Source organism: Persicirhabdus sediminis (genome assembly GCF_016595495.1).
Lineage (GTDB): Bacteria > Verrucomicrobiota > Verrucomicrobiia > Verrucomicrobiales > Akkermansiaceae > Persicirhabdus > Persicirhabdus sediminis.
Genome location: NZ_JAENIM010000029.1, coordinates 1 through 14,164, shown reverse-complemented (window position 1 = coordinate 14,164; position 14,164 = coordinate 1). Strand labels below are relative to the sequence as shown.

The 14,164-nt window shown below is 49.4% G+C and carries 7 protein-coding genes, 3 tRNA genes and 1 pseudogene; 5 read left to right on the top strand and 6 right to left on the bottom strand.

The genetic code is table 11. From position 1 onward, the window contains the following. Window positions 1-40: 40 nt before the first annotated feature. Window positions 41-1,831 carry a choice-of-anchor D domain-containing protein gene (locus tag JIN82_RS05620; RefSeq protein ID WP_200310661.1) on the top strand — a complete coding sequence of 597 codons (1,791 nt, stop codon included), beginning with the start codon at window positions 41-43 and terminating at the stop codon, window positions 1,829-1,831. Between the two features lie 58 nt (window positions 1,832-1,889). Here JIN82_RS05620 and JIN82_RS05615 read toward each other — a convergent pair whose 3' ends face one another. The 5 genes and pseudogenes from JIN82_RS05615 to JIN82_RS05595 all read right to left on the bottom strand — a co-directional run bounded on the left by JIN82_RS05615 (window position 1,890) and on the right by JIN82_RS05595 (window position 10,399). Beyond that, a complete protein-coding gene (locus tag JIN82_RS05615; RefSeq protein WP_200310660.1) occupies window positions 1,890-5,429 on the bottom strand; it encodes a bifunctional proline dehydrogenase/L-glutamate gamma-semialdehyde dehydrogenase in 3,540 nt (1,179 codons plus the stop codon). A gap of 811 nt (window positions 5,430-6,240) precedes the next feature. Beyond that, window positions 6,241-6,313: transfer RNA gene (locus JIN82_RS05610), tRNA-Lys, on the bottom strand. 337 nt (window positions 6,314-6,650) lie between these two features. Beyond that, window positions 6,651-8,216 carry an MFS transporter gene (locus JIN82_RS05605; protein WP_200310659.1) on the bottom strand — a complete coding sequence of 522 codons (1,566 nt, stop codon included), beginning with the start codon at window positions 8,214-8,216 and terminating at the stop codon, window positions 6,651-6,653. 494 nt (window positions 8,217-8,710) lie between these two features. Beyond that, window positions 8,711-9,694: pseudogene (gene selD, locus JIN82_RS05600) on the bottom strand (selenide, water dikinase SelD); the annotation flags it as partial. Window positions 9,695-9,889: 195 nt separating this feature from the next. Next, window positions 9,890-10,399 carry a hypothetical protein gene (locus tag JIN82_RS05595; RefSeq protein WP_200310657.1) on the bottom strand — a complete coding sequence of 170 codons (510 nt, stop codon included), beginning with the start codon at window positions 10,397-10,399 and terminating at the stop codon, window positions 9,890-9,892. Window positions 10,400-10,947: 548 nt separating this feature from the next. Between JIN82_RS05595 and JIN82_RS05590 the strand changes: the two genes are divergently transcribed. Next, window positions 10,948-11,024: transfer RNA gene (locus JIN82_RS05590), tRNA-Pro, on the top strand. Window positions 11,025-12,030: 1,006 nt separating this feature from the next. Here the strand turns inward: JIN82_RS05590 and JIN82_RS05585 are convergent. Next, window positions 12,031-12,183: a hypothetical protein gene (locus JIN82_RS05585; protein WP_200310656.1), complete on the bottom strand. Its 153-nt coding sequence runs from the start codon at window positions 12,181-12,183 to the stop codon at window positions 12,031-12,033. A gap of 133 nt (window positions 12,184-12,316) precedes the next feature. Here JIN82_RS05585 and JIN82_RS05580 point away from each other — a divergent pair. From JIN82_RS05580 to JIN82_RS05570, 3 genes are all read left to right on the top strand, one after another. After that, a tRNA-Ser gene (locus tag JIN82_RS05580) sits at window positions 12,317-12,404 on the top strand. 711 nt (window positions 12,405-13,115) lie between these two features. After that, window positions 13,116-13,394, top strand: coding sequence for a hypothetical protein (locus JIN82_RS05575; RefSeq protein WP_200310655.1), 279 nt, complete (start codon window positions 13,116-13,118; stop codon window positions 13,392-13,394). A 426-nt stretch (window positions 13,395-13,820) separates the two neighbouring features. After that, window positions 13,821-14,164: transposase (locus tag JIN82_RS05570; RefSeq protein WP_200310654.1), on the top strand; the 344-nt coding region annotated here is incomplete at its 3' end.

The following is a 14,164-nucleotide window of genomic DNA, read 5'->3' as shown; positions in this document are numbered from 1 at the left end:
AAATGATTGTTAGCTTAGCTGATTTGATTATGAGGCATGCATGTTTAACGCCTTTGTATGCCTCACGGGGAGGTTGATATTTAGTTGTGCCGTCATGGTGGTGACGATTTCTTCGACTCTAGCTAGTTTTAATTCATCCTGGCTGGACTCAGCCAATTTTCCAGTATCTGGCGCCATTGTCGATATCGTGTCTGATGGATCGGGCAATGCCTACGTTGCCGTGAATGCGGCTTCGGGTGCGATGGTCTATCGTTGGGACGGTGGTTCCTGGGCTCTGTTGGGGGCTTTCAAGAATAGAGCAGCAGCAGGATCTATCAATGACCTTCATTGGGGAAATAATAGGCTCTATGTAGCAGGGCTTTTTACTAATGTTGACGGAGGGGTTGTTAAATATCTTGCTCAGTATTCGGGCGGGGCATGGTCGCACATCGGAAGTGGTATTAATATTCCAGGCGTAGCTGTGACCTATCATCAAGGAGCCGTGTATTTAGCTACTGCGTCAAGGTTGTATTTTGCACCAGGTGATGTCTGGCAGACGTCAGGTGGGGCGTCTGTGCAATATACTGCAAATGGCGTGAGTAGTCTCTATTCAGATGGTGCTAATCTCTACATGGCTGGGAGTTTTACACAGCTTCAGCCATATGCATCGTGGCCTCCCTACGTTTACCGAGCCGCGAAATGGAACGGATCTAGCTGGAGTCAGATGGCTAGTGGGGTTTCTAGCGGTGAGGTGAATGCTATCACTGGTGGCGGAGGATCTATCTATGTGGGTGGCAGCTTTTCTCAGAAAGTGTTACGTTATAGTGGCGATTCTTGGAGCTCGCCTAGCAGTTCTAGCAAACCTAGTTCTACGGTAAATAGTTTGGTCTATCAAAATGGTAATCTATTTGCAGGTGGGTCATTTGGTTTGAAAGTGGATACGGGAACTAGCTGGGAAACAGTGGCAAGTGGTGTGAATGGCTCGGTAAATGCCATGGCTAGCTACGGAGATAAACTTTTTGTAGGCGGCACATTCACTAGTCCCAAAAACTATTTTGCGGTGGCTAAGGTGAGTGGCTTTGGCGAAATTGCAGCTGAAGATACTAATGGACAAGAATTATCTAGTGGGACGACGTTTTCAGCAGATGATACTTTGATTGGTGCCAGTTCGACATTGAGCTTTACATTAAAAAATGTAGGTGATGCGTCACTGAGCCTATCCGACTACCTGATTGAGGGAGTGGCTAGTTCTGATTTTGCTTTTGTAAGTTCTCCTCCTGCTAGTTTGGCGGCTGGAGAGAGCGCGTCCATTGAGTTGCAGTTTGCGCCAAGTTCAGCGGGTGATAGATCGGCGAGTTTGACGATTGCTAATAACGACCTCGATGAAGGTGCCTTTGTTATTCAGTTAGCAGGTGAAGCCATTGCGCCAGCTGCTCTCTTTGCGGATGCTGCTGCAGAAGTAGGTTTGGTTGGTGATGATGCTTTGCCTACAGCGCAGCCATTTGCTGATGGCTCTAGCAACTTGCTGAAATACGCATTTAATATGCAGTTGGGTGAAGCTGACCGCTCACACATGACGATCGCAGGCACGAGTGGTCTGCCATTGATAGAGCGCCAGCAGGAGGATGGTGATGATTATTTGGTGATGGTCTATTTGCAGCGCCGCGGCGTTGGTTTGGTATATGAATGTCAGCTATCTAGCGACCTAGCTGAAGATGGTTTTGTACAAGTTCAGTCACCAGACGAGCAAATCGAAGTCATTGATGCTAACTGGCAGAGGGTTACTGTTAAGCATGCCATTGAGGATGAATCTGATAGGCTGTTTGGTAGGGTGAAAGTGATTTTGCCGTAGTGTTGAACTCAAGCCAGCGCGCATTTTTGTGACCACATGAATGAGTTCGCCGAGCCAGTCATCTCGTTGACCCGTCATTTTGCAGTTCGTTTAGGATTTCGTTAGCGCTTTGCTCGATGTGCCCGTATCGATGTGTGCACATCGATAAAGTTTGTTCATGGAGGTAGTGTAGCAGCTCGATGCGGCCATTTTTTACGGGTGCGGCATCGTTGATGAATAGCTTGTTGTGCGTGCATGTTTGATAGATTTGCTGGCTAGCATTGAGGATTCTTAGGCTGTAGTGTGGGTGGATTTTGCTCAGTCGTTGCTGCAGTTGTTTGTCGCTTTCTATCTGAACGTGATAGCACAGCTGGCTGAGAAAATTTGCCGTTTCTTCTGTGCAGCAGCTGATGTCGACTTGGGTATTGCAGGTTCTTGCGGCTAGCAGAATCAGGCTGATCTGTAGTCGCGTCATCTTGTGCGTCCTAACTAATATGTGGTGTCGGGCGCGGTAGCGGAACCAGTTCTTTTCACCTAACACTGGCGCGAAGTCGTGTGCTTTGGAAAATTCCTGGTCCCACCAATAGGCGTAGCTGGCGGCGGCTTGCTTTATCTCGGCTGGACGATGGCAGAAGTCGCTAAGTTTTCTTACGAGGCACGAGGATTTGGGAGGTGACTGCATTTCTGGTGGCCCATCGTCATGCCAATGCATGAGAGGGATTAGGTAGTTAGGGCCTCCAGCTTTGCGGCCGGGGCCGTAGCTGGATCGCTTCCAGCCGCCGAATGGCTGGCGCTGAACGATGGCGCCAGTGGTCGCTTTGTTGATGTAGGCATTGCCAACTTCGACCGCGCGTTGCCAGGTGTCTTTTTCTATATCACAAAGTGAGTGTAAGCCGCCGGTAAGTCCAAAGTTAGAGTCGTTCTGAAGCTGTATGGCGTGGTGGAGGTCGTTGGCGCGCATGATGCCAAGGATGGGGCCAAAGCATTCGGTTTTACGCAGCCAACTTTGAGCGCTTACGCCAAGCTTGATTCCCGGTGTGCAATAATGAGACTGGCCGCTCGTTAGGTGTGGTTCTAGAAGCCACTTTTCGCCGTCTTCTAGTTGGGTTGCTGCTTTGTGCAGTCTTGTATTGGCGTGTCCGATGAGCGGTGGGATTTTGCTGCTAGCCTGATAGCTTGGTCCAATATTCAGGCTGCGCGCGGCATCTTTGAGTGTTTGGAGAAATGATTCATCATCGTATAGTTGGGCATCAATGATGGCTAGCGAGGCGGCTGAGCATTTCTGGCCAGCATGGCTGAATGCGCTGGTGAGCAGGTCTTTGATGGCTAGATCGCGATCGCAGTTAGCTGAGATCACCATGGCATTTTTGCCGCTCGTTTCAGCGATGAGAAATTGTTCTGGGTTGGTGATGAGGATTTGTTCGGCTGTGTTGGCTGATCCAGTTAGGATGACTCCATTATTCAATGGATGGCGACTGATTTGCCGACCGTGAATGCGGCTGGCTGGCATGAATTGCAGTACTTTCTTAGGGATTCCTGCGCGCCAGAATGCCTGAGCTAACAGCCATGCGCAGAGGACTGTTTTTGATGAGGGTTTGAGGATCACGGTATTTCCAGCCATGAGGGAAGCTGATATGCCGCCGCAAGCAATGGCGATGGGAAAATTCCACGGGGAAATCACCGTAATGACGCCGCGCGGGGTACAGATGGTGCCATCAAAAAATGAGCTATTATCTAATGATTTGGCGTAGTAGTGGGCGAAGTCGATGGCTTCACTGATCTCGCTATCAGCCTCGCTGATGGTTTTGCCTGCGTCATGAACGAGTGCGGCAGTTAGCTGAGAGCGTTGTCCTGCGAGTTCGCGGCTCGCGCGGATGAGCATTTCGCGCCTTGTAGCGGCGCCCAGCTGGTTCCAGTAATTTTGGTTGTCGTGTGCGCATTGATAGGCCTGGTTGATCTGCGCTTTGCCAGCACAGTGGAAATGATAGAGTGCTTGGCTTGTATTAGCTGGTGAGTAGGCGGCGTTGGGGTTCTCGGGAGTGAGAAATCTGCCATCTATCTGCAATGGAATCACCTGTTCTGGCTGGAATGATTCCACTGCAGATTCTATTAATTTGCGTTGGGTTAGCTGAGTCCAATCGCTATCAGGCACGTTGGTGAAGGGGCCTTGATCAGCTGGTTTGGCTGTCTTGTTCTTTGCTCGTCGGCTAGAAGTGTCGAGTTTGTCCATCATCTTGATAGACTGATGAAATGCATCCAGCTGGCGGTGCCATATCTCCGGCTGGTTAGAAATTTCAAACTGATCGCGCAGAAAGTTTCCGTGGCTGCTATTTTCGTCTAGCCGGCGCATCAGATAGGCGAGTGCATCTGTAAACGAGCTGTTGGCGTCCATGATTGGGGTGTATAGCCGAAGTGGCTGGCCGCCTTTTTGTAAGGTGCGCGCTTGTGGCATCGCCATGCCTTGTAGCATTTCTATCTGTAAGGCATGGGTGCATTGGTAGTAGCTGTGGATGAGCACTGCGTAGGCAAGGTCTAGCAAGTTGTGGCTAGCGGCAGCAATAGTGGTCCAGCTGTCGGCGTCGAGCTGGCAGCAGCGGGTGATGAGAAGTTTGTAGCTGGCATCGACTTCGCATTTGCTAGAAAAACATGCTAGAGCGTGGTTGTGGCTAGCGGCGTGGATTTTCTCCATAGCTAGGTTGGCGCCTTTGACGATGCGCAGGGTGATGTTTTTTCCGCCTCGTTGAGTTCGTTGCAGCGCCCAGTGGTGAATTTTTTCCAGCGCGGCATGGCTGTCTGGTAGATATGCTTGTAGGACGATGCCAGCGTTGACTTGATCTAGCTGCTTGTCTGCGAGCATTTGTTGGAAAACGTCCAGCGTGAGCTGGAATTCCCGATAGTCTTCCATGTCGAGCGTGACTAATGGGCTAGCTGGGTTCTCTAGCGCTGTGTGATAGAGGCGTTGTAGCTTTTCTGCTACACGGCTCACGCATTCCTCGTGCGCTAGCGGGGTTAGCTGGCTATCGATCGCGCTTATTTTCACTGAAACGGCGGTGGTGTCTGGCTTGCGGACGCGCTCAATCAATTGCTCAAGCCTGCGGTTGGCGGATTTTTGACCAAGTACGGCTTCTCCTAGCAGGTTAATTTGGGATTCAAATCCATCCGCTTGCAGTTGCGGTAAATGCTTCTGTTGGTCGTGTTGGTTGAGCATCACGCGCCGGCTTTGTTGACGGATTTCCCGTTGGATTTTTTTCATGCAGAAATGCGGCATGAACAATGAGCTGATAGAAGCCATCTGCAGCGCTAGTTTTTCAGTCATGTCGAGGTAGTTGGGGATGCCAAATTCGGCGATGAGTTGACGCAGCTGGCGGGCTGAGTGCCTTGAGTAATTGGGGCGAAAAACACGGTCGGTAAGCGCGAGCGTGAAGGCAAGGCCAAGGCGGTCGTTGAGCAGGCGGCTCATGCGCTGGTCGTGGTGGATCTCGTGTGGCTGGCGCGCGTCCATGGCTTGCTCGAGCCATTGTTTGGCAAGCTGGCTGGCGAGCGAGGCGATTTCATCTGGCTGGCCAGATGATTGTTGCGCTAGCTGAAGCCATGATGGGGTGTCACCGCGGGGATTCATTTCAGCGGTAAATATAAGCCATTCTCGGCAACTTGCACGGGTTTGTGGAGAATTACTGGTTTGGGTTGTGGGTGAATTTCTGGCTAGCTGGTGTGGCCAAAGCGGAGAAGGATCTCCGCAGTCCGAAAGCCTTCGGCAGAGCTGCTGTGTTTTAGGGCAAAAAAAATCCGCTGAGCTCGATGTGAGCTGGCGGATGTTAAGCAAATCTAAATGGGTGCGGCTGGGATTGCCTTCAGTTATGCTGGAGGTTTTTTTTGTGTCTGGCTGTGGATGTGAGTTTGTTGGAGGTGGCTAGCTAGCTGGTGTGGCCAGAGCGGAGAAGGATCTCCGCAGTCCAAAAGCCTTCGGCAGAGCTGCTGTGTTTTAGGGCAAAAAAAATCCGCTGAGCTCGATGTGAGCTGGCGGATGTATTAAGCAAATCTAAATGGGTGCGGCTGGGATTGCCTTCAGCTATGCTGGAGGTTTTTTTGTGTGTGTCTGGCTGTGGATGTGAGTTTGTTGGAGGTGGCTAGCTAGTGTGGCCAAAGCGGAGAAGGATCTCCGCAGTCCGAAAGCCTTCGGCAGAGCTGCTGTGTTTTAGGGCAAAAAAATCCGCTAGGCTCGGGATGAGCTAGCGGATAAATTAAGCAAACTAAAAGTACGCAGACTGGGATTGCCTTCGGCTATGCCGGTATGTGCGCTGCGCGCAGGAAATTGGAAATCGTGATGCACGATAGTGCATTCAAACCCAGCTGGGTTCTCGTCCCAGTTTTGGGCAAAAAAATCCACACGTTCAAGAGAATCGTGTGGATTAAATTAAGCAAACTAAAAGTACGCAGACTGGGACTCGAACCCAGGACCAATTGGTTAAAAGCCAACTGCTCTACCAACTGAGCTATCTGCGCCTTTAGTTGGATTTGCTTGGTGCCTCGCGGCGGCGGAAAAGTACTCAGAAATCGCCTCATGGCAAGATCGTTTTTGTATTAATTTTCGATTTAATTAAGAAGTGTTTAATATACAACGATTTGAGATGATGATTTTTTCTGCTGCTGGTGATGAATTTCACAGCTGCGCGTAGGCGAAATACAATTTTGCGGTGATGTTTGTGATTTTATGACCCGTCAGCTAGCTGCGAAATTGTGATTTTTCAGGAAAAAATCCCCTGAGCTCGGCGCTAGTCAGGGGATGGCTGGGGAAGTGGGCTTATACCATTCGCCCAATTTAGCTCTCCAATGGTATCAATTACGCTTCTGGCTGGGTGAGGTGAATGGCTTTGTAGCCACCATTCATGCGGAACCAGATGATGATAAACAAAAATGCGATAGCCATAGTGAGCGGCAATACGGCAGCCACTTTGATGGTTTTGCGCGCACTTTTGTCGATCTCATCTTCCAGCACGGTTTTGTTGTGGGCGTCGATTTCGACTTCATCCATCAGTTTTTCCGTATTGATGCTCTGGTAGGGAACGCCAAAAAGCTTTTTGTTTTCGGCAATTCCAGCCGCCTGAGCTTCGGCGTAGATGGCTGGCTCGGTGGCTTTCACTGCTTTAGCGTCGAAGCTATCTTTGACGGCGCCGAGGAATGGGAAACCAAAGATGCCAACGGTTAGCAGGCCGATGGCGCTGACGGTATTCAGTGTAACCGCGCCACCTTTAGGGAATCGCTCAGCGACAAATCCAAGCACTGTGGGCCAGTAAAATGTCTGACCTACCGCGTAGAAAGCAAAGGCCACAAAAATCATGATGCCAGTAGCGCCAGATAGCAGATAGAGGCCGATGATGGAAAATATCGAGCTAAAGAGCAATAGGGCTGGCGGGCTCATGAATTTCAGCGGCACGCCTGCAAAGAAGCGCAGCGTCATCATGATGCAAGCTGAGGCGACAATTGCCCAGCCAGAGTGCATGTCATATTCTTCAGCTAGCACCGGCTGCATCAGGCTTTGAATCCAGCCGTCAGTGGCGAGTTCGGCAGTGGCGAGCGGGATCATGATCAGGCAGAGGATGAAAAAGAGGATCTGGCCCATGGATTTCACCACAAATCCAAAGATCAGGCCGCCCAGCGCGCCAATGGCAAGGCTGACGGAAAGGTGGTTTTGCATGACAAATGAACTGCCATCTGGATCGAAATGACCGCCAGCTTGTTTGGCGATCTCATAAAACAGGAAGGTGATGGCGATAAAGGCACCTAGGCCACCAAACTCTTTGAGCATGTCGCGAGTGGAAACATTTGCCTCCACGCGCTCGTCAGCTGGATAGCGGTGGCAGAGCAGAAACATCACGGCGTAAGCGATGACGGGCAGCAGCATGAAAAGGAAAACGGTATTCCAGTGGAGGGAATCTCGGGTGAGCAGGTAAATCGTGCCGCCAGCGGCGATACCAGCTGGCCAGGCAGCGTGCAGGATGTTGAGCCACTTACTTTTTTCTTCGCGATAGATGGCTGCGCACAGTGGGTTGATGCAGGCTTCTACCACGCCGTGACCGAGGCCGGCTGCGAAACAGGCATACCAAAGAATACGTGTATCTTTGGCCACGAAAGTGAGAATGACCGAGAGTGTCTGCAGGCCGAAGGCGATCATCATCGAGCTCTTGTAGCCAATTTTATCTACCAAAAAGCTGAATAAAATCATGGTGATGGCGATTGGCCAGAGTGCGGCGCCAGCTAGATGGCCAACTTCGGCTCCCGTGATATTAAATTCATCGGCCCAGATGTTGGGCATCATGACGCGGAAGACAAATCCGAAGCCAGCGGCTGCTAGTGAGAGAAAGCTGGCCCAAAAAAGTAGGTTCCGTTCTTTGTTAGTAAGATCCATAGGGATGGTAGTTAGTGGTATGAATTGATTGTGAGCTTGCTAGCTGGTGATTGCCATCGTGGGAGTATGGCATTGGGCTAGCTAGAATATGGATTCAGTAATACGCGTGTATTACTGATTTCTTAGCTTGATTACGGACTAGTCATTCCTCTGGCAAGGATGATTTTCCCCCATAAACGCAGAGATTGATAGCACGCGTCTGACTCTAGTCCGAATTCGTCAAATCGGCTGAAAATGGGCATCGTCGTCATCATTCTCAGAGTTTTTATTTTTCCTGATAAGGGTCAGAAAATATCTAACTTGCCGAATGGATCAGTGAGTTATTCTAGCTAGGTTTTGCTAGATCACCTCGCACGATGGCCTAGCTAGATGGAAACTATCCGCGATAGGTGGACAAAAAATTACCGCACAGCGCTGGGCTGATGCGGTAGTTAGAAATTTCCAGCCAGCTGGAATTTTCTCCTAGGCTGGCTGATTAGAGTCTAATCGATAGATTATTCGACGATGATGCTGTGTTGCGCGCGCGCTACCATTTTGCCGATGACCACGGCGCACGGAGTCGCTTCTTGATGGAGGTGGGCGAGTACCTCTTCCGCGTGAACAGCTGGTACAGAGAGCATAAGTCCGCCAGATGTTTGTGCATCAGCCAGCAGCAGTTTGAGTGATTCGCTGATGTGTTCACCAAAGCTGATTTTGGTTTCGGCGTTGAGCAGGTTCTTTTTCGTGCCGCCTGGGACGCAACCTTGTTCGATGAACTCTATCACCTCCGGTGAGATAGCTGGAATGACCGAGCTGTCTAAAATGGCAGTGGTGCCGCTGGCGTCAGCCATTTCTATCAAGTGACCAGCGAGGCCAAATCCTGTGATGTCCGTGCAGGCTTTTACCAGACCTTTTTCAGCTAGATAGGCGCCCACTGTATTCAGGTGGATCATGATCTCAGATGCTTTGAGCTCTAACTCGGCATCGCACAGGCCTCTTTTGATGGCAGTTGATAGAATGCCTGTGCCGAGTGGTTTAGTAAGAATGATGAGTTCGCCAGCTTCAGCGTTAGCATTGGCTAGCACATTGTCTGGGTGAACGATGCCGGTGACTGATAGACCGTAAATCGGCTCTGGATTTTTAATTGTATGGCCACCAACTAAGCTGGCCTTTGCTTGCATGACCATTTCGGCTCCTCCTCGCAAAATTTCGCGAATGGTCTCATTGTCTAGCAAATCGTCGGGCATGCCGGCAATAGCCATCGCCGTAATCGGTCTGCCACCCATGGCGTAGACGTCAGAGAGCGAATTCGCCGCCGCGATTTTGCCAAACAAATACGGGTCGTCGACGATAGGGGTGAAGAAATCTAAGGTCTGCACAAGCGCGCGCTGATCGTCGATTTTGAATACACCAGCGTCGTCAGCGGTAGCTGAGCCAACTAGCAATCTATCATCGTTGTGTTGTGGTAGTTGATGCAAAACTTGCACCAGTGACGCAGGGTCGAGCTTGGACGCTCATCCACCACAGGATGCCATGCTTGTTAGCTTGATGATTTCTTCTCTGTCCATAATTTACTTTCTGGCCAACACTAAGCACGGCTCACCTAGCTTGCAAGGTTGCGTAAAAAAATCCGACCGCGGATAGCGGCCGGATTTTAATGCATGGAATGATTATCTTTGATCAGTCAGCTAGAACTATGGAGCTGATGGTAATGAATTTTTTGCGTCGTCCATCGCATCTTGTGCTTTGTCTGCAGCATCGTCAGCTGCTTTTTCAGCACCTTCCATGGCGTCGTCAGCGGCTTCCTGAGCGCTGTCAGCTGCGTCACTAGCAGCTTCTTCTACTGACTCAGTAGCGTCGGCGGCTGCTTCTGTAGCGGCGTCAGCGGCATCACTAGCAGCTTCTTTGGTAGTGTCCATGGCGTCAGATGCGGCTTCTTTGGTGGCGTCCATGGCGTCAGATGCAGCTTCGGTCGTAGCGTCGACGGCTTTTTCTGTCTCTTCAACGACTTCGTTAGCTACCTTTTTGCTGCCTTCAGTGATTTCACCCGCAGATTCTTTGGCTGCTTCGGCTGCTTTTTCAGTGGCGGCTGCCATTTCCGCTTTTGCTTCTTCGGCCTTTTTGTTGGCTTCGTCAGCTGCTTTCTCGCATGAAGCAAGGCTCATGGCGATGCTTGCCGCAATGATTGTATGGATTGTTTTCATCGTAGTTGTTGTGTTTGTTATTTGTTCGGGGCTGACCCCAATACTCACACACTATAGGTTGAAAGTTCAGAAATGCTAGATAAATATGAACGTTCGATTGATTCTGGTTATAGAATTATTTCATGACTGGGTGAGCTGTCAGCTCACGCTGCGCATGCCAAATGGCGGATTTTTCCGTATCCGCTCATGATGATTTCCAGCTGATTGTCGAACTCATCTGGCTAGATGAGCGCGTGAGCAAAAATAATTTCACGAATATTCAGTAAATGTGGCAGGAGAGGGGTGATTTTTGCTGTCAATGGCAGGCGCAATAGTGGGGGAATTGTGGTGGTTTTTGTATTTTGTTCATGAGGGGGACAGTTTCAGCGGTGCTAATAATCCACATTTCTTTATTATCTTCAATGGGGTGTTTCATCGGCTAATTGACTGGAATTAAATGCCTCCCGTGGCGTATTGATTTCTGCTTGCTGAAAAAAGTCATCTCTCGATATCGTTTTTCCTTGAACGAAACGGTAATCGAGTGCAGTTTCCCGCCGCCGCAAGGCCAGCGGGGAGTAGCTCAGCTTGGTAGAGCGCTGCGTTTGGGACGCAGATGTCGCAGGTTCGAATCCTGTCTCCCCGACCATTTAACCTGTCATTTCGAGAAATCGAATGGCAGGTTTTTTGTTTTCTAGCCAGCTGCAAAATCTTCACACATTTCTCAGATCAGATCAGATCAGATCAGATCAGATCAGATCAGCTTCGCGCCACCGGAGCCGAAGCCGCTCCATGAGTTCGGCCGCAGGCTCTGGAGCGCGGCGATCCTTCGCCGCTTTTGCCGGTTAAGATAGATCTGCCTTATATTACCCGTAGTTCACCGGCGTCATCAAACTATGATCTATGCTCAGTCACACCTTCTAGCTAGGTGGCGCGCACCGGCGCTGCAACATGAGTTCGGCCGCAGGCTTTGGAGCGCGGCGATCCTTCGCCGCTTTTGCCAGCTAGGATAGATCCACCTTATATTACCCGTAGTTCACCGGCGTCATCAAACTACGATCTATGCTCAGTCACACCTTCTAGCTAGGTGGCGCGCACCGGCGCTGCAACATGAGTTCGGCCGCAGGCTTTGGAGCGCGGCGATCCTTCGCCGCTTTTGCCAGCCAGGATAGATCCACCTTAAATTTCCTATAGTTCACCAACGTCATCAAACTACGATCTATACTCAGTCACACCTTCTAGCTAGGTGGCGCGCACCGGCGCGGCACCATTAGCTCGGCTTCAGGCTTTGTAGCGCGGCGATCCTTCGCCGCTTTTGCCAGCTAGGATAGATCCACCTTAAATTTCCTATAGCTCACCGATGTCATCGACCTGCACCCTACGCTCATTGAGTCAGTTAAAAAAAGTGACTGCGGGCCATTTTCAATGAACTGCATCTGGTTTGCTACAGCTACAGTAAGCGGCGAGGGGAGTGTCTATATTCCTAGTCTCATTAACTCTAGCTAGCGTCGGGCACGCTTTATTATATAAGGCGATGCGGTAGCAATGCAGCCATAGCATTTAGCCGATCTGACCTCAAGCGTCACAAGCCCTCCAGCAGGGCCATAAGCCCATTTCATCTTAAGTTGAGCGAGAGCTCAGCCCGATTCGCTAGTTCAACATTCACATAGAATCGGTCTCTGAGTAGTTTCATCAGCTGGGGACGTTGGGCCTTTTTCATCGACGCGAATGCGACCTGCTAAGGCAATACCGATCACCATCATGGCTGTGCCTGCTCGCGAGGAATTTTCAGGTTCGTCTGTTTTCATTTTTACCCGCTGATGATGAGTGAATTGTGTGTGGTTTGACTATGGGAGATGAAAAAAATGCCATTTCTTTGCTTTTGTAGCTTGCAATTATTCACGTTTCCATGCACTTTGCGCGCGCCTTACAAGGTCACACGGAGGGGTGGCAGAGTGGTTGAATGCACCGGTCTTGAAAACCGGCATACCGCAAGGTATCGAGGGTTCGAATCCCTCCCCCTCTGCCATTGATCTAAAGCAAATAGCCGCAAGCAATTGCGGCTTTTTTGCGTTTATGATTAGATGCTTTTGTACACTATAGTGTCACTAGTAAAAGCAGGTACTTTGCATGAATATCAGCGGAGTAAATAGAGTCTCACCACTTCGTTGATTCGTGCTGACTCATGCATGGGCCTAGCGATAGCTGCACCAGCAAACGATCTGGAGTGAGACGGCTAGCTGAAATTTTGAGATGCCATTTGATGAATCCACCTGACCCAACAAACCGGCATCAAGATAAGCAGTGCTATCAGCCTGTTGTTGGAGAGATGTGTTTTTGTTGCAAGCAATGCTTGCTAGAAACTTGCTGAAGTGACGTTCAATGATTCCAGTTATAAAATTTAGTAACGTATTGAAGCCTAGTTGGTCAGAGAGCCGTCCAGCTGGAATTTTAAATCTACATTAGGGGAGGGAATTCAGCGATTTAAGCTAACAAAATGATGTGATTGAAGATTGAACTACCTGTTATACGATGCTAAACCTGTCTTGTCATATTAAGAGGTGTAATGGCGATCAAACACTTGGCGGTATAATTGAGGACTGGAGAGATGGGTGGGGAAGTGAATGGCAGGGGCCAGCCTCTGGTATTCTTTCTGGAAGTGAAGCTATTAGATGCAAGCTGTTGACTACATGGAGTATTTTTAAATATTATGAGAGGGTATCAAAATAGGACATTAATAATGTTGGTCTCAGCTTTCCACTTGAGTGCTTGTGAGTCAAAAGAAGTGCAAGAAGTGCAAGAAGTGCAAGAAGTGCAAGAAGTGCAAGAAGTGCAAGAAGTGCAAGAAGTGCAAGAAGTGCAAGAAGTGCAAGAAGTGCAAGAAGTGCAAGAAGTGCAAGAAGTGCAAGAAGTGCAAGAAGTGCAAGAAGTGCAAGCAAGTGCAAGAAGTGCAAGCAAGTGCAAGCAAGTAGCATGGTTTTTAAGACTCATAAAGTTCTGGATATTGAGCTTTTTTTGAAGAAGCAGAGAGTTACAGAGAAGGAGCTTATTGAATACTTAGGTTCTCCAGACGAAAAGCTAAAGAATTCAAGTAGTATGATTTACAGCTACCGAGTTGAAGGTGTAGATAGTTTGTTGTTAACAAGGAACCCCTTATATGATGACCCTGTGGGATTAGATGTTGAATTTGACGAGTCCGGTCAGCTGGTAAGTTGGGGATTTACATGGTGATAAATTGCATAAATAAAAAGACATTCTGTATAGAAAGATAGACAGTTTAAATCCAATAATTTTTGCAATCATCTAAAAGTGCATATTACTAGACAGACAACTGAGAGAAATAATTCACCGCGGGCGCAGTCTCCAATGACCAATGACCACTCTGATCGCAGACGAGAGCCTGACATAATATTTGTGTTTTTGGTCGCATTTGTAAAATACGACCATGAAGAAAAAAAAGACAGAAGCAGACAAGGCGTTGGATGAATTTTTTAACTTATTCATAGCGAAACAAAAGGCAGCTGGAGCGAGTCCGGCTGAGCTGGCAGTTCAGGGTGACGATCTCATCAAAAAGCTAATGAAAAGGTTCTACGAGAGTGCCTTAGCTGGTGAGATGGATGACCATTTAGGCTACGAAAAAGGCCAGCGCAAAGGCGGTAAACGCGGAAATGTGCGCAACGGAACCAGCCGCAAAAAAGCGATCAGTGAGCACGGTGAGTTAGAGGTGGCCATCCCGCGAGATCGCAAGGGAGAATTTGAGCCGAAGATTTTGCCTAAAAATCAGCGTCG